Origin of the sequence: Stenotrophomonas sp. NA06056 (assembly GCF_013364355.1) — a bacterium.
Lineage (GTDB): Bacteria > Pseudomonadota > Gammaproteobacteria > Xanthomonadales > Xanthomonadaceae > Stenotrophomonas.
The window spans coordinates 3003988-3024205 of sequence record NZ_CP054931.1; the positions used below are offsets into that span (position 1 = coordinate 3003988).

At 65.9% G+C, this 20218-nt stretch carries 20 protein-coding genes; 4 read left to right on the top strand and 16 right to left on the bottom strand.

The features are described 5' to 3' along the window. Window positions 1–39: 39 nt before the first annotated feature. The 8 genes from rplS to ffh all read right to left on the bottom strand — a co-directional run bounded on the left by rplS (window position 40) and on the right by ffh (window position 6135). Entirely contained in the window at window positions 40–441 is a 402-nt protein-coding gene (rplS, locus tag HUT07_RS13440; protein ID WP_089239648.1) for a 50S ribosomal protein L19, read from the bottom strand. A 152-nt stretch (window positions 442–593) separates the two neighbouring features. Then, window positions 594–1352, bottom strand: a complete 759-nt coding sequence (gene trmD / locus HUT07_RS13445) for a tRNA (guanosine(37)-N1)-methyltransferase TrmD (RefSeq protein ID WP_176021350.1) — start codon at window positions 1350–1352, stop codon at window positions 594–596. 8 nt (window positions 1353–1360) lie between these two features. Beyond that, entirely contained in the window at window positions 1361–1873 is a 513-nt protein-coding gene (rimM, locus tag HUT07_RS13450) for a ribosome maturation factor RimM (RefSeq protein WP_176021351.1), read from the bottom strand. Window positions 1874–1918: 45 nt separating this feature from the next. Further along, entirely contained in the window at window positions 1919–2179 is a 261-nt protein-coding gene (rpsP, locus tag HUT07_RS13455) for a 30S ribosomal protein S16 (RefSeq protein ID WP_025873821.1), read from the bottom strand. Window positions 2180–2324: 145 nt separating this feature from the next. Continuing rightward, window positions 2325–3107, bottom strand: a complete 783-nt coding sequence (locus HUT07_RS13460; protein ID WP_176021352.1) for an aminotransferase class IV family protein — start codon at window positions 3105–3107, stop codon at window positions 2325–2327. Continuing rightward, window positions 3104–4180 carry a nitronate monooxygenase gene (locus HUT07_RS13465; protein WP_176021353.1) on the bottom strand — a complete coding sequence of 359 codons (1077 nt, stop codon included), beginning with the start codon at window positions 4178–4180 and terminating at the stop codon, window positions 3104–3106. Before HUT07_RS13465 ends, HUT07_RS13460 begins: the two co-directional genes overlap by 4 nt. A gap of 88 nt (window positions 4181–4268) precedes the next feature. Beyond that, window positions 4269–4703, bottom strand: a complete 435-nt coding sequence (locus HUT07_RS13470; protein WP_176021354.1) for a hypothetical protein — start codon at window positions 4701–4703, stop codon at window positions 4269–4271. 55 nt (window positions 4704–4758) lie between these two features. Next, entirely contained in the window at window positions 4759–6135 is a 1377-nt protein-coding gene (gene ffh, locus HUT07_RS13475; RefSeq protein WP_100551878.1) for a signal recognition particle protein, read from the bottom strand. Between the two features lie 122 nt (window positions 6136–6257). On the opposite strand from ffh, the gene ccsA reads away from it, so the two are divergent. Next, entirely contained in the window at window positions 6258–7052 is a 795-nt protein-coding gene (gene ccsA, locus HUT07_RS13480; RefSeq protein ID WP_176021355.1) for a cytochrome c biogenesis protein CcsA, read from the top strand. Between the two features lie 69 nt (window positions 7053–7121). Here the strand turns inward: ccsA and HUT07_RS13485 are convergent, their stop codons facing one another. Then, window positions 7122–7586 carry a hypothetical protein gene (locus HUT07_RS13485; protein WP_176021356.1) on the bottom strand — a complete coding sequence of 155 codons (465 nt, stop codon included), beginning with the start codon at window positions 7584–7586 and terminating at the stop codon, window positions 7122–7124. 77 nt (window positions 7587–7663) lie between these two features. After that, a complete protein-coding gene (radA, locus tag HUT07_RS13490; RefSeq protein WP_176021357.1) occupies window positions 7664–9040 on the bottom strand; it encodes a DNA repair protein RadA in 1377 nt (458 codons plus the stop codon). A gap of 148 nt (window positions 9041–9188) precedes the next feature. Here radA and HUT07_RS13495 point away from each other — a divergent pair, with 148 nt between their 5' ends. Beyond that, window positions 9189–11246, top strand: a complete 2058-nt coding sequence (locus HUT07_RS13495) for a bifunctional diguanylate cyclase/phosphodiesterase (RefSeq protein ID WP_176021358.1) — start codon at window positions 9189–9191, stop codon at window positions 11244–11246. 132 nt (window positions 11247–11378) lie between these two features. Here HUT07_RS13495 and cyoD read toward each other — a convergent pair whose 3' ends face one another. Genes cyoD through cyoA form a run of 4 tightly spaced genes read right to left on the bottom strand, consistent with a single transcriptional unit; the run spans window position 11379 to window position 15395 of the window. After that, entirely contained in the window at window positions 11379–11720 is a 342-nt protein-coding gene (cyoD, locus tag HUT07_RS13500) for a cytochrome o ubiquinol oxidase subunit IV (RefSeq protein ID WP_025873831.1), read from the bottom strand. After that, the gene (gene cyoC, locus HUT07_RS13505) at window positions 11720–12358 is read right to left on the bottom strand and encodes a cytochrome o ubiquinol oxidase subunit III (RefSeq protein WP_176021359.1); all 639 of its coding nucleotides are present in this window, start codon (window positions 12356–12358) and stop codon (window positions 11720–11722) included. Before cyoC ends, cyoD begins: the two co-directional genes overlap by 1 nt. Continuing rightward, complete coding sequence (gene cyoB / locus HUT07_RS13510) at window positions 12355–14352, bottom strand: cytochrome o ubiquinol oxidase subunit I (RefSeq protein ID WP_176021360.1); 1998 nt, start codon at window positions 14350–14352, stop codon at window positions 12355–12357. Before cyoB ends, cyoC begins: the two co-directional genes overlap by 4 nt. 2 nt (window positions 14353–14354) lie before the next feature. Continuing rightward, window positions 14355–15395: a ubiquinol oxidase subunit II gene (cyoA, locus tag HUT07_RS13515; protein ID WP_176021361.1), complete on the bottom strand. Its 1041-nt coding sequence runs from the start codon at window positions 15393–15395 to the stop codon at window positions 14355–14357. A 338-nt stretch (window positions 15396–15733) separates the two neighbouring features. On the opposite strand from cyoA, the gene HUT07_RS13520 reads away from it, so the two are divergent. Next, complete coding sequence (locus HUT07_RS13520) at window positions 15734–16162, top strand: VOC family protein (RefSeq protein ID WP_176021362.1); 429 nt, start codon at window positions 15734–15736, stop codon at window positions 16160–16162. Further along, entirely contained in the window at window positions 16159–16791 is a 633-nt protein-coding gene (locus HUT07_RS13525; RefSeq protein WP_254898870.1) for a GyrI-like domain-containing protein, read from the top strand. The genes HUT07_RS13520 and HUT07_RS13525 overlap by 4 nt, the downstream gene beginning before the upstream one ends. Before the next feature lie 23 nt (window positions 16792–16814). Here HUT07_RS13525 and HUT07_RS13530 read toward each other — a convergent pair whose 3' ends face one another. Together HUT07_RS13530 and HUT07_RS13535 are read right to left on the bottom strand one after the other, a co-directional pair. After that, a complete protein-coding gene (locus HUT07_RS13530) occupies window positions 16815–18833 on the bottom strand; it encodes an energy transducer TonB (RefSeq protein ID WP_176021363.1) in 2019 nt (672 codons plus the stop codon). Further along, window positions 18830–20215, bottom strand: a complete 1386-nt coding sequence (locus tag HUT07_RS13535; RefSeq protein WP_176021364.1) for a DNA-binding protein — start codon at window positions 20213–20215, stop codon at window positions 18830–18832. Before HUT07_RS13535 ends, HUT07_RS13530 begins: the two co-directional genes overlap by 4 nt. Window positions 20216–20218 lie beyond the last annotated feature (3 nt).

Sequence of the window (20218 nt, forward strand, 5' to 3'; positions counted from 1 at the left end):
CCCGAAGGCGGCCGTCGCGGCAACAACCGAAGTTGTTTATCAGCCCTTGGTTGCCAGGCGGGCAGCCTTGGCGGCGGCAGCAGCAGCCAGATCTTCCTTGATGCGGGCAGCCTTGCCTTCCAGGCCACGCAGGTAGTACAGCTTGCCGGCGCGGACCTTACCACGACGCTTCACTTCGACCGAGTCGATGATGGCGCTGTGGGTCTGGAACACGCGCTCGACGCCGTAGCCGTGCGAGATCTTGCGCACGGTGAACGAGGAGTTCAGGCCGCCGTTCTTGGTCGCGATGACAACGCCTTCATAGGCCTGCACGCGCTCGCGGGCACCTTCCTTCACCTTCACGTTGACGACAACGGTGTCGCCCTGGCTGAACTGCGGCAGTTCACGGGTGATCTGGGCGGATTCGAATTCCGCGACGATGGACTTGTTCAGCTTGCTCATGGGTTACACCGATTCATTGTTCGGGTGGGCGTGTCATTCGACAGCGTGGGCTCATGCAGTCACCGGACTGTGCTGCACGTTTGTTTTGGATACTGCGCACCGGCCGAGGCCGGCGGTAATTGGCCATGATAGCCGATAAAGCGGGGCTGGCGCTAGGGCCTGCCCTTTTTTGCCGTGACCTGGCGGGCCTGGGCCAGCAGCGTGCGGTCGGCCTTGCCCAGCGCCTGTTCATCGAGCAGGTCCGGGCGCCGCTGTGCGGTACGGATCAACGACTGCTGCCGGCGCCAGGCGGCGATGGCGGCATGGTTGCCAGAGCGCAGCACGTCCGGCACGTCACCCAGCGGATGCTGGGCCGGCTGGCTGTAATGTGGGCAGTCGAGCAGGCCGAGGTCGCCCTCGAAACTGTCCTGAGCGGCCGATTCGGCGTCATTCAAGGCGCCCTCCTGCAACCTGGCCACCGCGTCGATGATGACCGCAGCCCCCAGCTCGCCGCCGGACAGCACATAGTCGCCGAGGGAGATCTCCTCATCGACATTGGCGGCCAGGAAACGCTCGTCGATGCCCTCATAGCGGCCGCAGAGCAGGACCATGCGCGGCAATGCCGCCAGTTCCCGCACCTTGGCCTGGGTCAGCGGCGCGCCCTGCGGGCTGAGATAGATCACCCGCGCAGGCGTCGGATCGGCCTCGCGGATCGCCTGCAGGCAGGCCTGCAGCGGTTCGATCAGCATCACCATGCCCGGGCCACCGCCGAACGGACGGTCGTCCACCCGGCGGTAGTTGCCCTCGGCGTAGTCACGGGGATTCCAGCCATGCAGGCTGAACAACCCCTTTTCCTGCGCACGACCCACCACGCCCAGCCCAGCGGACTGGGCGAGGAAATCGGGGAACAGAGTGATGACGTCGAAACGCATGCTCACACTCAGAACTCGGGGTCCCAGTCGACCACGAGCAGATTGGCCTCGAAGTCGACGGATTTGACGAACTCCGGCACGACGAACGGAATCATCCGCTCGCGGTCACCGCGTACGACCACCACATCGTTGGCGCCGGTACTGAACAGGTGCGAGACCTGGCCGAGGGCAACGCCTTCGACCGTCTTCACATCCAGTCCTTCCAGATCGACCCAGTAATACTCGTCGGCATTCGGCGGCGGCAGCGCACTGCGGGCCACGAAGACCTCGGTGCCGTGCATTGCCTCGACCGTGTCGCGGTCCTCGATCCCCGGGAAACGGGCCACGAGGTGCTTGCCGGTATCCCGGCCACGGGCGCCTTCAAGCGTCGATTCCTGCCCGTTGGGGCTGCGCAGGATCCACGGCTGGTAACGGAAAATAGCGGAACGCGGCTCGGTCCAGGACTCGAGCTTTATTTCGCCGCGCACACCAAAAGCGCCGACAATCCTGCCAAGCAGGATGCGGCGCTCGTTATCTTTCATCTGCGTTCAATCAGATGGGCCGCACCAGGGCGCGGCCCGTCAGGATCAGGCCGCAGCGGCCTGGGACTTGCTCGCTTCCTTGATCAGGTTGCGAACTTTCTCGGTCGGCTGGGCGCCGTTCTTGACCCAATGGTCAACGCGGGCCAGGTCCAGCTCGATGCGCTTCTCGCCACCCTGTGCAACCGGGTTGTAGAAGCCAACGCGCTCGATGTTGCGGCCGTCGCGGGCGCTGCGGACGTCGGTGACGATGATGTGGTAGAACGGACGCTTCTTGGCGCCGCCGCGGGTCAGTCGAATCTTGACCATGGTGGTTTTTTCCTATTGCCCAGTCGCCAGGATGGCGCGGTAAGCGGGCGATTATAGCGGCAGAGTCCGGCCGAGCCAACCCCGTGGAAAAACGGACCTGTCCGGTAGCGCCGGGCCATGCCCGGCGGCTTTCAAGACTTCCCGTTCAGGAAAGTGCCTGCCAGGGCACCCGGGCCAGCACCGCCCTGCCCTGTTCGGCCAGGGCCTGCGAACCCGGCAGCGCTTGACCATCGATGGCGTCCAGCGCCCACAGCCCGCTGGCGTTGCAGGCGAAGGCGGCCTGGATGCCGGCCAGCGCATCCAGCCGCAGCGGCCGGATCTCCTGCGGACCATCCCAACCCGCCTGCAGCAGCGCTTCCGCGGTTCCCCGCAGCGCAGGCGCCTGCGGCCAGACCAGGCGCTCGCCGTCGTGCACGGCCAGGTTCCAGGTCGTGCCCTCGCTGATCTGCCCATCAGCAGTCACCAACAGCGCATCGTCGAAACCCGCTGCCAGCGCGGCGCGCCGCTGGGCGAACAGGCCGAACGTACCAACGTGCTTGATCTGCGGCAGCTCGCGCTGCCAGGTCACGCTGCGTACGCGCTTGGGCGCGGTCAGCGCGACCGGCGCGGACACGGCAACCAGTACATCCACTGGCACGCTGGCCAGCGGATCGCGGAAGTCGAAACGGCGCGAGAACACGGTGACCCGCATCGATGCATCGATCTGACCGGACTGCTGCAGCGCCTGCGCCATCCATGCCCGCACCTGCACGATATCGAGCCCGCTGCCGAACAACTCGCGCGTTGCCTGCGCCAGCCGCTGCAGATGCAGATCGAGACCCTGCACCGCGCAGCCGCGCACCTGCAGCGAGGTGAAGTGGCCATAGTTGGTCAGCGCCGGCAGCAGGTCTTCGGCCTGCGCCGTGGCGCCGTTGCAGGTGACCGTCATCGCAGCAGTGCCTGCGCCTGTTGCCACATATCACGCAGCACGTCGGCGGCCGGCGCGGCCGGTGCCATCCACGCCGACTGCCCGGCCCAGGCCTGCATCGCAGCAAGCCGGTTTTCCTGCGTGGCCTGCTTGCGCATGGCGGCGGTCAGGCCACGCTGCACCGGATACGGGCGCGGCGAGGGCGCGCCCTCGGCGGCAGCGGCGCGCACGTAGGCGGTCGCCAGGCCACGGCCCAGGCGCCCACTGAACGCACGGGTCGGCCAGGTGTCTTCGGGTTCGCTGCGGGCCAATGCATCGGCCCATGCCGGTGCCAACGCCGCTTCGGGTGTGCGCAGGAAGGCCGTGCCGATCTGCACCGCGCTGGCCCCGAGCATCAGGGCAGCGGCAATGCCGCGACCGTCGCCGATTCCGCCCGCAGCGATCACCGGAATCTTCAGGTTGTCCGCCAGCCGCGGCAGCAGTGCGAACAGGCCGACCAGCTGCTGCTCGGCACGTATCGGATCGAAGGCGCCGCGATGGCCACCGGCTTCGGCACCCTGCGCGACCACCGCGTCAGCACCTGCGTCCTGCGCGGCGCGCGCTTCGGCCAGCGTCGTGGCGCAGGCAATCCAGGCGATGCCGGCATCCTTCAACTGCTGCACATGACGCGGCGACAGCACCCCCATGATGGTCGACGCCACCGACGGCCGTGCCGCCAGCAGCGCACTGAACTGCTCCTCGAAATCGGCAGGCGTGGCATCCGCTGCGCTGGCCGCAACCTCCGGCCCCCACTGGCCCAGAAAAGTGCGTGTGGCGGCCTCGGCGGCTACGTCACGCACCGGCGCGGGATCGGGCAACCACAGGTTTACCTGCGCCGGACCGCTGGACGCGGCCCGGAAGTCCTGCATCCAGCGGCCGATATCAGCCGCGGGCGACAGCACCGCCCCCATCGCGCCCATGCTGCCGGCGTTGGCCAGCGTGGCGGAAAGCGGAACCGGGCAGGCGCCGGCCATCGGTGCCAGCAGGATCGGCAGCTGCAATGAAAAACGCCGACAGAAATCGTCGGCGCGTTCGAGAATCGGCGAAAGGCTCACGCGACGCACCTGTGGGAGGAGTCGCTGCCAGCATACGCCAGACACTATGGACGGGAGCGTCGCGTCGAGCGATCCGCTCCCGCCTGGCTCAGCGTGCAGACACCGCGTAGGTGCGGACCAGCTGGCTGTCCATTTCTTCGTTGAACGTGAACGTCACATAGCGTGCGTCATCCGCGGCGAACTCTTCCTCGGCGCTGGCGCGGCCGATCTCGGTGCCCTCGGCATCCAGCGCACGCGCCACCAGCTTGCCCTTGAAGGCCTTGTCGGCCACCACGTAGACCGCCGCGTCCTTGGAGCCCATGCCACGGCTCTTGCCCAGGGTGACGGTAAGCCCGCGCGCGGCCAGAGCCGGATCGGCCTGCAGCGTCACGTTCATCTTCTTGTCCACGCCCTCGCCCAGCCCGGCGACGAAATCGGCGGCGGTGCCGCTGATGGCGCTACCGGCCTTCTGCGACACGGAGGTGTCGTCCTTGCAGGCAACCAGGCCCAGGGCCAGCGCCATCACCACGATCGACTTGTTCATGCACATTCCTTTGATTGATTCCGCGGGTTGTTCAAGCGTCCAATGCAGCGCGCACTCAACGGAACGGCATGCCGCGGCCGCCCATGGCGCCCATCATGCCCTTCATGCTGCGCATCATGCCCTTCATGCCGCCGCCGGCCATCTTGCTCATCATCTTTTCCATCTGCATGTACTGCTTCATCAGCTTGTTGACGTCGGCCGGGGTCACGCCCGAGCCCTTGGCGATGCGTGCGCGACGCGAGCCATTGAGCAGGTTCGGGTTGCGTCGTTCCTTCTTGGTCATCGAGCCGATGATGGCGATCATGCGCGGCACTTCCTTGCCCTGGCTGACCTGCTGCTTGAGGTGCTCGGGAATCTGGCCCAGGCCCGGCAGCTTGTCCATCAGGCCGCCGATGCCGCCCATATTCTGCATCTGCTCAAGCTGGTCGCGCATGTCGTTCAGATCGAACTTCTTGCCCTTGGCGACCTTCTCGGCCAGCTTCTGCGCCTTGTCCTTGTCGACCTGCTGCTCCACCTGCTCGACCAGCGACAGCACGTCGCCCATGTCGAGGATGCGGCTGGCGATACGGTCCGGGTGGAACACGTCCAGGCCTTCCGGCTTTTCGCTGACACCGACGAACTTGATCGGCTTGCCGGTGATGTAGCGCACGCTCAGCGCGGCGCCGCCACGGGCGTCACCATCGGTCTTGGTCAGGACCACGCCGGTCAGCGGCAACGCATCGCCGAAGGCCTTGGCGGTATTGGCCGCGTCCTGGCCGGTCATGGCGTCGACCACGAACAGGGTTTCAGCCGGGTTGACCGCGGCGTGCAGGGCCTTGATCTCGGCCATCATCGCTTCGTCGATGGCCAGGCGGCCGGCGGTATCGACCAGCAGCACGTCGACGAACGACTTGCGCGCGTCATCGATGGCGGCGCGGACGATGGCTTCCGGCTTCTGGTCGGCGCTGGACGGGAAGAACAGCACGCCCACCTGCTCGGCCAGCGTCTTCAGCTGCTCGATCGCCGCCGGACGGTAGACGTCGGCCGAGACCACCATCACCTTCTTCTTGCGCTTTTCCTTCAGGTGCTTGGCCAGCTTGCCGACCGTGGTGGTCTTGCCGGCGCCCTGCAGGCCCGCCATCAGGATGATGGCCGGCGCGGGAACGTTGAGGTTCAGGTCGCTGGCTTCGGCGCCCATCACTGCGGTCAGCTCGTCGCGCACGACCTTGATCAGGGCCTGGCCCGGGGTCAGCGACTTCAGCACTTCCTGGCCGACCGCACGCACCTTGATGCGCTCGATCAGGGCCTGCACCACCGGCAGCGCGACGTCGGCTTCGAGCAGCGCGATGCGGACCTCGCGGGTCGCCTCGCGGATGTTTTCTTCGGTCAGGCGGCCACGGCCGCGCAGGCGCTCGATGGTGCCGGAAAGGCGCTGGGTCAGGGACTCGAACATGCGGCGCAACCTGTCTGAAAGCGGGGGACAATAAGGCCCACAGTATAACGGGTCCACCGCGCTCCCCGGACTGCGACGCCAGGCCCGTCGCCAGCACCCCGGGGGTATGCGAAACTTCAACGATGACAATCGTTCTCATCGCCGTCCTGCTCTACCTGGCCGCCAGCGCCCTGCTGGTGCGCGCCCTTGGTCGCGACGACGGTGTGACCTCGCCCGTCTGGCTGTGGCCTGCGCTGCCGGCGATGCTGCTGCATGGCAGCTACCACGTGCTGGTGGCGATGCGCACGACCGGCGGACCGGACATGCACTTCTTTGCCGCGCTGTCGCTGGTCGGCCTGGGCATGGCCTGGCTGACCTCGCTGGTGGGCGCGCGCGGGCGCATGTCCACCCTGGGCGTGGTGGTGTTCCCGCTGGCCGCGCTGCTGCTGCTGGTCTACCACAGCTACGGCCACGAACCGAGCAAGCTGCTGGGCTGGCGTCTGGCCAGCCACGCCTGGCTGGCGCTGCTGGCCTACGCGACGTTGAGCATCGCCGCGCTGCTGGCGATCATGCTGTGGCTGCAGGAACGCGCGCTGCGCCGCCGTGAATTCCGCCCTTGGCTGCGTGCGCTGCCGCCGATGGCCGACCTTGAGTCGCTGCTGTTCCGGGTAATCACCGTCGGCTTCGCCCTGCTGACACTGACCCTGGTCACCGGCGTGCTGTTCTTCGACGACCTGTTGGCGCAGAAGCTGGTGCACAAGACGGTGCTGAGCGTGCTGTCGTGGATCGTGTTCGGCGTGCTGCTGATCGGCCGCCGCCGCTATGGCTGGCGCGGCACCAAGGCGGTGCACTGGACGCTGACGGCGATGCTGTTGCTGCTGCTGGCGTTCTTCGGCAGCCAGTTCGTGATCGAACTGGTGTTCGGACATTCGCGCTAGCAGCGTGCCGACCAACGGTCGGCAATCGAAGCACAGTAGATCCACGCCATGCGTGGATGCCCCATCTGCTCAAGGCACCGGCTGGGCCAGGATCCTGCGCACCGAGCGGCCACTGTTGGTGAGGATGTCATCGACCTGCCAGCAGCCCTGCCCTTTGCGCACCATCGGCAGGCGGGTCACGTAGGCCTTGTTCCAGACCGCATAGTGCATCTCGACCTGGCCCGCCGTGGCTGAGGCCTGCTTCCAGCTGTAGCGCACGGCGCCGTCGATGTCCCCGTCCTGTGCGTCCAGCCACGGATCGGAATCGATCGTGCAGATGCCCTCTTCGCGCACCTGGCAGGCGCGCTCGCCGCGCAGCGCCGCCGCGAAGGCAGGACTCACCAACGCAGCAGGCGGCTCGAGCAGATCGCCGTCACCGGTGGTTGCCTCGAAGAAGGCACGCGCAACACCAGCGGCATCCGCGCAGGCCGGTGCAGCGTGCGCGGTCGGTGCCAGCAACACGCCCAACATCATCCACTTCCCTGTGCTGCGCATCGTCCGTCTTCCGTGTGTGAGTACGTCATTGTAGGTCAGCCAGGCGGGGGCACCGGGCTACATCGAGCGCCGCCACATCACGCTGCGTCGATGGCCTCGGACAGGCGTTCGACCGCGATCACTTCCATCCCCTTCACCGAGCCGCCCTTGGGTGCATTGGCCTTGGGCACGATGGCGCGCTTGAAGCCGTGGGTTGCCGCCTCGCGCAGGCGGTCCTCGCCATTGGGCACCGGCCGGATCTCACCGGACAGGCCGACTTCACCGAACGCGATGGTCTTCTCGGCCAACGGACGGTCCTGCAGCGAGGAGAGTACCGCCAGCAGCACCGGCAGGTCGGCGGCGGTCTCCTGCACGCGGATGCCACCGACGACGTTCACGAACACGTCCTGGTCGCCGACCAGCACGCCGCCATGCCGATGCAGCACCGCCAGCAGCATGGCCAGCCGGTTCTGTTCCAGGCCCACTGCCACGCGGCGCGGATTGGACAGCGGCGAGGCGTCGACCAGCGCCTGCACTTCCACCAGCAGCGGCCGGGTGCCCTCACGGGTGACCATCACGCAACTGCCCGGCTGATGCGTGCTGGCACCGGAAAGGAAGATCGCCGACGGATTGGAGACTTCCTTCAGGCCCTTGTCACCCATCGCGAACACGCCCAGTTCGTTGACCGCACCAAAGCGGTTCTTGAAGGCGCGCAGCAGGCGGAAGCGGCTGCCGCTCTCGCCTTCGAAATACAGCACGGCATCGACCATGTGTTCCAGCACGCGCGGGCCGGCGATGCCACCTTCCTTGGTCACATGGCCGACCAGGAACACCGCGGTTCCGGTTTCCTTGGCGAAACGTACCAGCCGCGCAGCGCTCTCGCGGACCTGGCTGACCGAACCGGGCGCGGCAGTCAGCGTCTCGGTCCACAACGTCTGTACCGAATCGGCCACGATCAGCCGCGGACCACTCTTGGTGGCGTGCTGCAGGATGGATTCGACACCGGTCTCGGCCAGCGCGTTGACGCCCTCCAGCGGCAGCTCCAGGCGGTGCGCACGGCCGGCGACCTGGGCCAGGGATTCCTCACCGGTGACATAGAGCACCGGCAGCACCGCGGCCATCTTCGCCACCGCCTGCAGCAACAGGGTGGATTTGCCGATGCCCGGGTCGCCACCGACCAGCACCACCGCGCCCTCGACCAGGCCGCCACCGAGCACCCGGTCGAACTCACCGATGCCGGTGCTGACCCGGTTGTGCTCGGTCTGCGCCACGTCCTTCAGTGCGGTGATCTTCGGCGGGTCGATCTTGCCCGCCCAGCCGGCACGGCGCGAGGCAGGCGCCTTGGCCGCCATCGCGCTCTCAAGGACGATTTCCGACAGCGCGTTCCAGGCGTTGCACTCGGTGCACTGGCCTTGCCACTTGCTGTATTCGGCGCCGCATTCATTGCAGACATACGCGGTGCGGGCTTTGGCCATCGGGAATTTCCTGCAGGGGCAACGAGCGTGGCAGGATAGCCGAGCCGGGTCGCACGCGCTGCGACCACTCAAGTCCCGCCCGCCGGTGCCGATAGCGGTGGCGGGCGTGCGCCTTGCGGGCGCCCCTCCCTTCTCCTCTGGATTCAACATGACTGGTAGTTACAGTCAGAGCCTGGTCGCCATCTCACTGCTGGTGGCAATGCTGGCATCGTATACCGCACTGGACATGGCCGGCCGCCTGGCTACCGCCGAGGGCCGCGTCGCGCGCTGGTGGCTGGCTGGCGGTGCCACCGCGATGGGCCTGGGCATCTGGTCGATGCACTTCATCGCGATGCTGGCCTTCAAGCTGCCGATTCCAGTCGGCTATGACCTGGCGATCACCCTGTACTCGCTGGCCGTGTCGATCGGCGCGTCGGCCTATGCGCTGTGGCTGGTGTCGCGGCCCAGCCTGCCGCTGCAGCGGCTGGCCGCCGGCGCGGTGCTGATGGGCCTGGGGATCGCGGCCATGCACTACCTGGGCATGGCCGCGATGCGGATGCAGCCCGGCATCGATTACCACCCCGGCTGGTTTGCCGCTTCGATCGCGGTGGCCATCGGTGCCGCCGGTGCAGCGCTGTGGATCGCCTTCCGGCTGCGCGTCGAACAACGCAATACCGTGCGCCTGCGGATGCTGGCATCGCTGGTGATGGGCCTGGCCATCGTCGGCATGCACTACACCGGCATGGCCGCCGCACGCTTCCCGGCCGGCAGCGTCTGCGGCGCCGTCGGCAGTGGCGGCATCGATCCCCGCTGGCTGGCCGTGCTGGTGATCGTGACCACCCTGGCCACGCTGGGCATCGCGTTGGTTGCCTCGTTGTTCGACCGCCAGATGCGCGTGCGTACTGGTCTTCTGGCCGACTCGCTGGCGCACGCCAATGACAAGCTGATCCAGGCGGCACTGCACGATCCGCTGACCCAGCTGCCGAACCGCATGCTGCTGCAGGACCGCATCGAGCAGGCCATCGAGAAAGCGCAACGCCGCCAGCAGTCGGTGGCGGTGATGTTCTGCGACCTGGACGGCTTCAAGGCCGTCAACGATGCCTATGGCCACCAGCTGGGCGATCGCCTGCTGGTGGCGGTGGCCCAGCGCGTCGGGGCGCAACTGCGCCCGCAGGATACCCTCGCCCGCCTCGGCGGCGACGAGTTCGTGATCGTGCTGGCCATCGATGCGCCTGACGACGCGGCGGTGGTCGCCGAGCGGGTGATCGCTGCGGCCAGCGAACCGTTCGTGCTGGACGCTGCCGAACTGCAGGTCACCGCCAGCCTGGGCATTGCCCTGTATCCGGACGATGCCAGCGACGAACGCGAGTTGATGGCACACGCCGATGCGGCGATGTACCACACCAAGGAAACCGGCCGGAACGGCTATACCTTCTTCATCCCTTCGATGCAGCTCAGTGCCAACCGCCAGCTGCGGCTGCTGCAGGACCTGCGCAAGGCGATCGCGCGCAGCGAACTGCTGCTGCACTACCAGCCGAAGTTCCCGGCGGCCGATGCTCCCGCCACCGGCGCCGAGGCGCTGCTGCGCTGGCAGCATCCGGAACTGGGGCTGCTGGCACCGGACGTGTTCATTCCCATCGCCGAACGCAGCGGCCTGATCCTGCCGATCGGCGATTGGGTGCTGGACCAGGCCTGCGCGCAGCTGCGGGCCTGGCATGACGGCGGGCATGGCCAGTGGACGATGGCGGTGAACCTGTCGCCGCTGCAGTTCGCCTCGCCTGCCCTGCTGGACAGCGTGCGTTCGGCACTGGAACGGCATCGCATCGAGCCGTCACGGTTGATCCTGGAGATCACCGAAACCACGGCAATGAAGGATGTCGAGGCCAGCCTGGCGATCCTCAACGATCTGACCGCAATGGGCGTGCACATCGCCATCGACGACTTCGGCACCGGCTATTCCAGCCTGCTGTACCTCAAGCGAATGCCCGCCACCGAACTGAAGATCGACCGGGCGTTCGTGCATGACCTTGAACGCAATGACGAGGATGCGGCCATCGTCTCCTCGATCATCGCGCTGGGCCGCACCCTGCAGTTGCAGGTGGTCGCCGAGGGCGTGGAGACCCAGGCACAGCGCGATTACCTGAGTGAGCTGGGCTGCGACCAGTTGCAGGGTTACCACCTTGGACGGCCGATGGACGCCGAGGAGTTCCTGCGCAAGGTTGGTTGAGCGGCAACCGCATCCACGCATGGCGTGGATCTACTGCACCTTCCGGATGCGTGGATGCATTTCCCACGATGCCGCGACAAACAGAAAGGCCGCCCGAGGGCGGCCTTTCTGCGTGGCAACGTCGCGAAGACGTCAGTGCATCATGTGCACGTTCATGTTGTGCATGACCCACAGGGTACCGACCACGATGATGCCGATCACCACCACGGTGAAGGCCGCAGCGTTGACGTTCCAGCGGCTCTCCGAAGAGCGGTCCAGGTGCAGGAAGAACACCAGGTGGACCAGCATCTGCAGCACCGCGGTGATGGCGATCACCACACCGTTCACGGTGCGCGAGAAATCACCCGACATCACCATGTAGAACGGGATGACGGTCAGCACCACCGCCAGCACGAAGCCGATCAGGTACGACTTCACGGTGCCGTGGCTTTCGCCGCCGGCGGCGTGGTCGTGTGCATGGTTGTCATGTGCCATTACAGCGCTCCATTGAGGTAGACGACGGAGAACACGCCGATCCAGATCAGGTCCAGGAAGTGCCAGAACAGGCTCAGGCACGCCATGCGGGTCTTGTTGGTCGGGGTCAGGCCGTACTTCTTCAGCTGCACGAACATCACCAGCAGCCACAGCAGACCGGCACTGACGTGCAGGCCGTGCGTACCGACCAGGGCGAAGAACGCCGACAGGAAGGCACTGCGGTCCGGACCGTAACCCTGATGGATCAGGTGCTGGAACTCATAGACTTCCATGCACATGAAGCCGAAGCCCAGCAGCCAGGTGATGCCCAGCCACAGGAACATCTGACCGACCTGCTTGCGGTGCATGGAGATCATGCCCAGGCCGAAGGTCAGCGACGAGGTCAGCAGCAGCGCGGTTTCCCACGCCACGAACGGCAGCTCGAACAGGTCCTTCGCGCCGGGGCCACCATCGGTGCCGCCAGCCAGCACCACGTAGGTGGCAAACAGCGAGGCGAAGATGAGGCAGTCGCTCATCAGGTACACCCAGAAACCGAAGACGGTGTTGCCGCCGGTGTCGTGGTGCTCGTGGTCGTCATGGCCATGGGCCGCCGCGTGTGCGGCGTGCCCGTGGTTCACGGTGGAGGTATTGGTGCTCATGCCTTCAGCTCCGACTTCACCAGGCCCTGGGCTTCCAGGTGCTTGCGGTGTTCGTTCTCGATGCGTTCCACCTCGGCGGCCGGGACCCAGTAGTCCACGTCCTGGTCAAAGGTGCGGTAGATGAACGTGGCGATCATGCCGACGAAGCCGACGATGGCCAGCCACCAGATGTGCCAGATCATCGCAAAGCCGAACACCAGGCTGAAGGCGCCGATGACAACGCCTGTACCGGTGTTGCGCGGCATGTGGATGTCGGTGTACTTGGCCGGCTTCGGCCAGGCTTCACCACGCTGCTTGCGCTCCCAGAAATCGTCCAGCTCGGTGACTTCCGGCAAGGTGCCGAAGTTGTAGAAGGCCGGCGGCGAAGAGGTTTCCCACTCCAGCGTACGGGCATCCCACGGGTCGCCGGTCAGGTCGGCAGTCTTCTTGCGGTCGCGGATGGACACGGCCACCTGGATGATCTGGCACAGGATGCCGGCACCCACGATGAAGGCGCCAACAGCGGCCACCAGCAGGAACGGCTCGTAGGCCGGGTTGACGGTGCTCTGCAGACGACGGGTCATGCCCATGAAGCCCAGCACGTACATCGGCATGAAGGTCACATAGAAGCCGATGAACCAGCACCAGAACGCGCACTTGCCCCAGAACTCGTTGAGGCGGAAGCCGAACATCTTCGGCCACCAGTAGGTGATGCCGGCGAACATGCCGAACACCACGCCGCCGATGATGACGTTGTGGAAGTGGGCGATCAGGAACAGGCTGTTGTGCAGGACGAAGTCGATGGCCGGGATCGCCAGCATCACGCCGGTCATGCCGCCGATGGTGAAGGTGACCATGAAGCCGATGGTCCACAGCACGGGCGTGGTGAACTGCACGCGACCGCGGAACATGGTGAACAGCCAGTTGAAGATCTTCACGCCGGTGGGGATGGAGATGATCATCGTCGTGATGCCGAAGAAGGCATTGACGTTGGCACCCGAGCCCATGGTGAAGAAGTGGTGCAGCCACACGATGAACGACAGCACGCCGATGCAGGCGGTGGCGTAGACCATGCCCTTGTAGCCGAACAGCGCCTTGCGCGAGAAGGTCGCGATGACCTCGGAGAACACGCCGAAGGCCGGCAGCACCAGGATATAGACTTCCGGGTGGCCCCAGATCCAGATCAGGTTGATGTACAGCATGGCGTTGCCGCCACCGTCATTGGTGAAGAAGTGCGTACCCAGGTAACGGTCCAGGGTCAGCAGCACCAGGGTGATGGTCAGCACCGGGAAGGCGGCGACGATCAGCACGTTGGTCACCAGCGCGGTCCAGGTGAAGACCGGCATCTGCATGAGCTTCATGCTCGGGGTGCGCATCTTGAGGATGGTGATGAAGAAGTTGATACCACTCAACGTGGTACCCAGACCCGCCACCTGTAGTCCCCATATGTAGTAGTCCATACCTACATTGTTGCTGTACTCGATGCCCGACAATGGCGGGAAGGCCAGCCAGCCGGTGGCGGCGAATTCACCGATCCACAGCGACAGCATGATCAGCACCGCACCGGACACGAACAGCCAGAAGCTGAGCGAGTTGACGAACGGGAACGCAACGTCGCGCGCACCGATCTGCAGCGGCACGGCCAGGTTCATCAGGCCGGTGATCAGCGGCATCGCCACGAAGAAGATCATGATCACGCCGTGGGCGGTGAAGATCTGGTCGTAGTGGTGCGGCGGCAGGTAGCCCTCGGACCCGCCGACGGCGATGGCCTGCTGGGTACGCATCATGATCGCGTCGGAGAAACCGCGCAGCAGCATGACGAAGGCGACGATGATGTACATCACGCCGATCTTCTTGTGGTCCACCGAGGTGAACCACTCCTTCCACAGATAGCCCCACAGCTTGAACTTGGTGATCAGGGCGACGACGCCCAGGCCACCAAGGATCGCGCCGACCAGGGTGGTCAGCACGATCGGATCGTGGGGGATCGACTCAAGAGAGAGTTTTCCCAACATGTTCATTCTCCCGAACCCGCGTGGCCGGCATGGCCTGCGTGTTCGTGTTCGGTGGCATCCAGGTTCTCACCGGATTCCTTGGAATCGTGGGCCTCGCTCGGGGCATGGCCCTCGTGCGCTTCATGGCTGGCAGCGTCGGCAGCAGCGGCACCGGCATGCGAATGCTTCATGCCGTAGTGCTTGTTGTCGCCCATGTGCTTGGCCAGAACCCAATCGAACAGGTTCTCTTCAACCTTGCCGAAGTAGGTGACCGGGTACCACTCGGAATTCTTTGCATCGCCCAGCGCCTTGAACGAGGTCTTGTCCAGGGTCTGCTCGCCGGCACGGACCTGGTCCAGCCACTGGCGGTACTGCGCGTCGGTGACCGAGTAGGCAGTGAAATGCATCTTGGCAAAGCCCGCGCCGCTGTAGTGCGAGGACATGCCCGGGAATTCACCCAGTTCGTTGGCGATCAGGTGGAGCTTGGTCTCCATCGCCGCCATCGAATAGATCATGCTGCCCAGGTGCGGGATGAAGAACGCATTCATCACCGTATCGGAGGTGATCTCGAAGTTCAGCGGGGTGTTGACCGGGAACTTGATCTCGTTGACGACCGCGATCTTCTCTTCCGGATAGATGAACAGCCACTTCCAGTCCAGCGAGATCGCCTGGATGGTGACCGGCTTGACGTCCGATTCCAGGGGCTTGTACGGATCCAGCGCGTGCGAGGACCGCCAGGTCAGCACCGCCAGGACCAGCACGATCATGCAGGGGATCGACCACACCACCACCTCGATCGCCGTCGAGTGGGACCACTTCGGCTCGTAACGGGCCTTGGTGTTGGAGGCGCGATACTTCCACGCGAAGGTCAGGGTCATGATGATGACCGGGATGACGACCAGCAGCATGAGCACGGTGGCCGTGATCAGCAGTGTCTTTTCATCCTGGCCGATCTGGCCCTTCGGACTGAGAATGGCCACGGCATCGCAGCCGGTGAGCATCACCAGCAATGCGAGCAGCAAGCCCGGGCGCAACCAGCGCCCAAGGGTTTTCAACGGAATCATCGGTCGATCCAATTGCGAGGGAATGCCGTTCCCCGTCCTGCCCGCACCGGCCAAAGCCGGGCCCACCCGTCCAGAAGACAGGCAGGTGAGGTGGGGTCGAGTCAGCCCTTCAATTTTAGGCCGTCACCCACCATTTAAGAAAGGCATTGACAATGATCAGGCGCAGGAAAGGCCCGGATCTGGCTGCGACACGTTGTCGCACCGCGCCATGGCGGCGGGCAGAACGCGCAGGGGCGGCAGCGTAGCATCGGTCACGGGGACGACGAGGCCCCTCGTTCGGCAAAGTCGAATGAACAGGTTCAGCAAGTTGCAGCTCCCCTTTCTTCGAGGATCCCGGCATGGACAGACCTTTCAGCGTTGAACGCATCGACCACGTGGTACTGCGGGTACGCGAGCTGGCCCGCAGCGAAACCTTCTATGGCCAGGTGCTGGGGTGCGCGGTGGTACGGCGGCGCGATCACCTGGGCCTGGTGCACCTGCGTGCGGGTGCGTCGATGATCGACCTGATCAGCCTGGATGGCACCCTCGGCCGCCATGGCGGCAACGGGCCGGGCAGCGAAGGGCGCAATGTCGACCACCTGTGCCTGCGCATCGAACCCTTCGACGAGGCGGCGCTGCTCGCCCATCTCGCTGCCCACGGCGTGCCGGTGCTGGGGCCGGCCGAGGTCAACTTCGGCGCCGAGGGTGACGGATTGTCGTTGTACTTCAAGGATCCGGACGGCAACACGGTGGAACTGAAGGGTCCTGCGAACGGAGCCGCGGAGTGACCCGGCCCGCCGCCGCACGGGCGAAGCTCGACTTCAAGACCCAGGACAAGGCGCTGTACCGGCCGCCGGCCGGCTCGTTCGTGCGTATCGAGGTGCCCCCGATGTCGTTCGTGATGGTCGATGGCGAGGGTGATCCGAACCAGGCACCGGCCTACCGCGATGCGGTGGAGTGGCTGTACACCGTCAGCTATGCGCTGAAGTTCGCGATGAAGGCCGACGGTCGGGACTACGTGGTGCCGCCGTTGGAGGGGCTCTGGTGGGCCGACGACCCGTCCAGCTTCGTGGCACGGCGCAAGCACGCGTGGCGCTGGACGATGATGATCCGTACGCCCTTGGACATCGGCACTGCGCGATTCAATGAAGCGGTGGCCAAGGCAACCAGGAAGCGCGGTACCGCGCCGCAAAGCCTGCGCATGGCGCTGTACGAAGAAGGCCTGTGCCTGCAGACGCTGCATGTGGGCGCCTACGATGACGAAGGCCCGACGCTGGCCGCGCTGCATGAACAGATCATGCCGGCACAGGGACTGACCTTCGCCGGCCCGCATCATGAGATCTACCTGGGCGACCCGCGCAAGGTCGAGCCTGCGCGCCTGAAAACCGTGCTGCGGCAACCGGTGCGAGCGTTGTGACGGCAACGCGCCGGGACGATCCGTCAACCGCCCTGGAACTGCACCGGGACACGCAGGGTGATCTGCTTGACCGTGGTCACCGGCCGCGTGGGGATGACGTGCCAGTTGAGCGCAGCCTCGCGTGCGGCGCGATCCAGCGCAGGATGTCCACTGCTGCGATCCACGCTCACATCGAGCACGCGCCCTTCTGCTGACAGCGTGATCAGCAGTTCAACCTTGCCTTCCGGCACTGTCTCCCCGTTGCCACGCGGATAACGCGGCGGCTGCCGGCGCGTCATCGCCACCAGCTGCGCGCCCAATGCCTGTTCGGGGTTCAGCTGCGGCGGCGGCGGGCTCATGACCAGCGGTGATGGCGCGTCCACGGTCACCGGCGGTGCCGCGGTCGCGGCAGGCGCCTTGAATACGACGGTCACCTGCCTGCGCTCGCCACCCGCAGGCACCTTCGATGCGCTGAGCCAGGTGCGTGCGCCCCGGCGCGCGGCCTCATCCAGCTGAGCGTTGCCACTGCTGCTTTCAATCGCCACCGCAGTGACCACGCCGCTCTGCCAGACATCAACCTGCAGGGTCACCATGCTGTCGGCCTCCACCGGTGCGCGCAGCGGGATGCCGTGGCGCAGGTCCTTGAACCCGGCGGCGGGCAGGTCGACCAGCACCTGTCCATAGGCTGCAGGAGGCGACGAAGGCGGCAGCAGAGACGACGTACGCAGCGCCAGGCCCTTGCGATCGACCAGCATGCCCGCTGGCGGCATCGCACGTTGCGCCAGCCTGGCGGTGTCCGCTTTCGAGGTTGTCGGTGGTGAAGGCTCCGAGACCACCACGCCCGCAGGCTCCGCCGCCGTCCCGGTGGGGTCCGCCGCATCACCTTTGCTTGCCGTCACCTGCCGATCATCATCGCCCAGCAGCAGCGTCGCGCGCGCTTTCAGGATCTCCATGCGGTCTTCGGAGGCGCTGGCCAGCAGCGTCGAGAGCATGAACACGTCGCTGCCAAGCAGCAGCGTATTCACGTCGAACCGCGCCGGAGCAGCCGAGGCATTCTTGTCATTGCGGTCGATCAGTCCGGCAACCACCAGCGCGCCCAGCGCGAGCTCTTCGTCCGTGTCGACCATTGTCGACGCGTAGGCGTTCCACAGGCGCTCCTCCAGCGGCGCATAGGCAAACAACGCCTCCTGCATGCCGTGGACGCGCCACAGGCGCTCTTCCAGCGCCGCGTCACCCTCACGGTCGAACGGCTTGCGCGGCGACCAGCGTGAGCGGATCGCCAGCTCCTGCAGATCCGTTGCCAGCAAGCGCATCGCAACCGTCGTGCTCGACGGCGAGAGTTTCCACATCTGCTGCAGCAGCTCGACCTGCTTCAGCTCCAGCTCGCGCGCTTCCTCCGCAGTAAGCCTGTCCACCATCGCGCCCGCGTCGCTGGCCAGGCCGCCCGTCTTTTGCGTGCGGCGGCCGGATCGGGCAGCCAGGGTTTCGATCGTCTCGTTGTACGCCGCGCGCAGGCGCTCGTACTCGGTGCGGTCTTCGCGCAGCGCTGGACTATTGTGCGCCCACAGGTCCAGCTCCTGCATCAGCGCCTGCGCCCGCTGCAGATCGCCGCGGGCAGCCGCACGCGCGGTCTCATGCACCTTGTTGAGCATTTCCCGCTCGAAGTGGCCGCGCGAGTACCAGCGCGGAACCGTCGTGCGATCCTGACCGACCACCACCGAGCGCGCGCCTTGCTGCGCGCTCCCTGCGCCCATCTCGCCGTCCGCGGAAATGCCGGTGACAACAAAGACGACGAACGAGAGGAAGCCGAACATCACCGACGCGATCAGATAGTCCACGGCCCGGTCCTGCACCGCTACGCGCAGGAACGACAGCACCGACACCGCACCACCGATCAGCAGTGCAGCACGCAGTGCCGCCCTGCCGTCGCTCAACGCGCCACTCGACAGTAATCGTCCGAGCCAGCCAATCGAGCCGTAGACCAGCACCCCGAGGTCGCCCCAGAACGGCGCCATCCCGAGCAGGGCCAACAGCAGAACGGCCAGTACACCCAGCAACTTCATGGGCGCTTGCTCATGATCAGCATCGGCACGAACAGGATGAACAGCAGGATTGCGATCGCCAGCATGCCCATCTGCACGGCCAGCCCCATGCCATCCCAAATGCCCGGATCCACCAACGCGCTGTAGCGGCGGTAGGCCGGCATGCCCCAGCCCATCACCCAACCCAACAGCAACGTGCCGATCACTGCCATCGTCACCCGCGACATCACCCCGGGAACGCCACTTGCCGCCGACGCCTGTGCGGCGACCGGCTGCGCCTGGGCGACGCGCGCGGCGGTGCGTGCACGCTGCTTGCGGACCCTGGCCGGTTTCTGCCGCGAGCGGGTCTGCGCCGCGCGTGCGCTGCCGGCAAGCAGTTCGGCACGTGCACAGGCGGCACACGGCATGCCGACAAAATGCTGATGGGCCGCATCCTTGCCACACGTCACCAGTTGCCCGGCGTTGCGCCGCGCGTAGTCCAGCAGCAGCGTGGCCCAATCCTGTGCCGAAGGCCGCCGCCGCGCCTGCGTCGAGAACGCACGATCAAACATGTCGCGCAGCGCTGGTGGAAACATTTCATGGCCGCTGACCGGCGAGGGCAACATCCGCGGATGCGGTTTGCCGCGCGCATACGGGTACAGGTTGGCGGCAATGCGCGCCGGCAGGTCGCTGGGCACTGTCGCCCCCTGCGGCCTGCCCGCATACGGATGCAAGCCGGAATTGAGCAGCTGGAACACCATCACCGCCAACGCGAAGCGATCCTGCGCCTCCTCCTGGCCCGGCTTCACCCCCGGCTGCTGGAACTCGGACGCCAGATAATCGGTGGTGACCTGGCCGGCCGGGAAGCGCTCGCCCTTGCCCTGGATGCTGAAGCCATCGCAATCGAGCATCGCGATGAACAAGGTGCTGCGATAGAACCGCACGTTCAGCGGCTTGAGGTCGACCACATAGTGCTGCCGACGGTGCACCGCGGCCAGCATCACCGCCAGGTTGGCGGCCAGCGTCATCTTCGCGCCCAGGCCAGTGGGCAGGCCCTCGGCACGCGCTTGCCGCTCCTGCAGCACATGTTCCAGATCGCTGGTGGCCGACAGATCCAGGATCGGCATGGTGAAGCCGATGAAACGCCCGCTGCGGTCCCGCAGCAGGGTCAGCGGCCAGGCGATCTGCACCTGGTCGGCGCCCTGCCCCTCCATCGGCGGCAGGTCCGGCTGCAGCTCCAGCATCGCCTGCAGCTTGCGCTCGTAGACGCGCGCGTCCTTGTCCGAATGATAGAGCTTGGCTACTTCGCGCGGCCGCTCCTTGAGGGTGAACACACTACCCGCACCGCCACTCTTGAGCAGCCGCTCCAGAGTGAGCGGCCTGCGCTGTGCGTCGTAGACCTTTTCGCCGCTGCGCCCGGGCATCTG

Coding starts and splice junctions, on each gene's coding strand:
- rplS (WP_089239648.1), bottom strand. CDS start 441: ATGAGCAAGCTGAACAAGTCCATCGTCGCGGAATTCGAATCCGCCCAG.
- trmD (WP_176021350.1), bottom strand. CDS start 1,352: ATGCGTTTCGACGTCATCACTCTGTTCCCCGATTTCCTCGCCCAGTCC.
- rimM (WP_176021351.1), bottom strand. CDS start 1,873: ATGAAAGATAACGAGCGCCGCATCCTGCTTGGCAGGATTGTCGGCGCT.
- rpsP (WP_025873821.1), bottom strand. CDS start 2,179: ATGGTCAAGATTCGACTGACCCGCGGCGGCGCCAAGAAGCGTCCGTTC.
- HUT07_RS13460 (WP_176021352.1), bottom strand. CDS start 3,107: ATGACGGTCACCTGCAACGGCGCCACGGCGCAGGCCGAAGACCTGCTG.
- HUT07_RS13470 (WP_176021354.1), bottom strand. CDS start 4,703: ATGAACAAGTCGATCGTGGTGATGGCGCTGGCCCTGGGCCTGGTTGCC.
- ffh (WP_100551878.1), bottom strand. CDS start 6,135: ATGTTCGAGTCCCTGACCCAGCGCCTTTCCGGCACCATCGAGCGCCTG.
- ccsA (WP_176021355.1), top strand. CDS start 6,258: ATGACAATCGTTCTCATCGCCGTCCTGCTCTACCTGGCCGCCAGCGCC.
- HUT07_RS13485 (WP_176021356.1), bottom strand. CDS start 7,586: ATGCGCAGCACAGGGAAGTGGATGATGTTGGGCGTGTTGCTGGCACCG.
- radA (WP_176021357.1), bottom strand. CDS start 9,040: ATGGCCAAAGCCCGCACCGCGTATGTCTGCAATGAATGCGGCGCCGAA.
- HUT07_RS13495 (WP_176021358.1), top strand. CDS start 9,189: ATGACTGGTAGTTACAGTCAGAGCCTGGTCGCCATCTCACTGCTGGTG.
- cyoD (WP_025873831.1), bottom strand. CDS start 11,720: ATGGCACATGACAACCATGCACACGACCACGCCGCCGGCGGCGAAAGC.
- cyoC (WP_176021359.1), bottom strand. CDS start 12,358: ATGAGCACCAATACCTCCACCGTGAACCACGGGCACGCCGCACACGCG.
- cyoB (WP_176021360.1), bottom strand. CDS start 14,352: ATGTTGGGAAAACTCTCTCTTGAGTCGATCCCCCACGATCCGATCGTG.
- cyoA (WP_176021361.1), bottom strand. CDS start 15,395: ATGATTCCGTTGAAAACCCTTGGGCGCTGGTTGCGCCCGGGCTTGCTG.
- HUT07_RS13520 (WP_176021362.1), top strand. CDS start 15,734: ATGGACAGACCTTTCAGCGTTGAACGCATCGACCACGTGGTACTGCGG.
- HUT07_RS13530 (WP_176021363.1), bottom strand. CDS start 18,833: ATGAAGTTGCTGGGTGTACTGGCCGTTCTGCTGTTGGCCCTGCTCGGG.
- HUT07_RS13535 (WP_176021364.1), bottom strand. CDS start 20,215: ATGCCCGGGCGCAGCGGCGAAAAGGTCTACGACGCACAGCGCAGGCCG.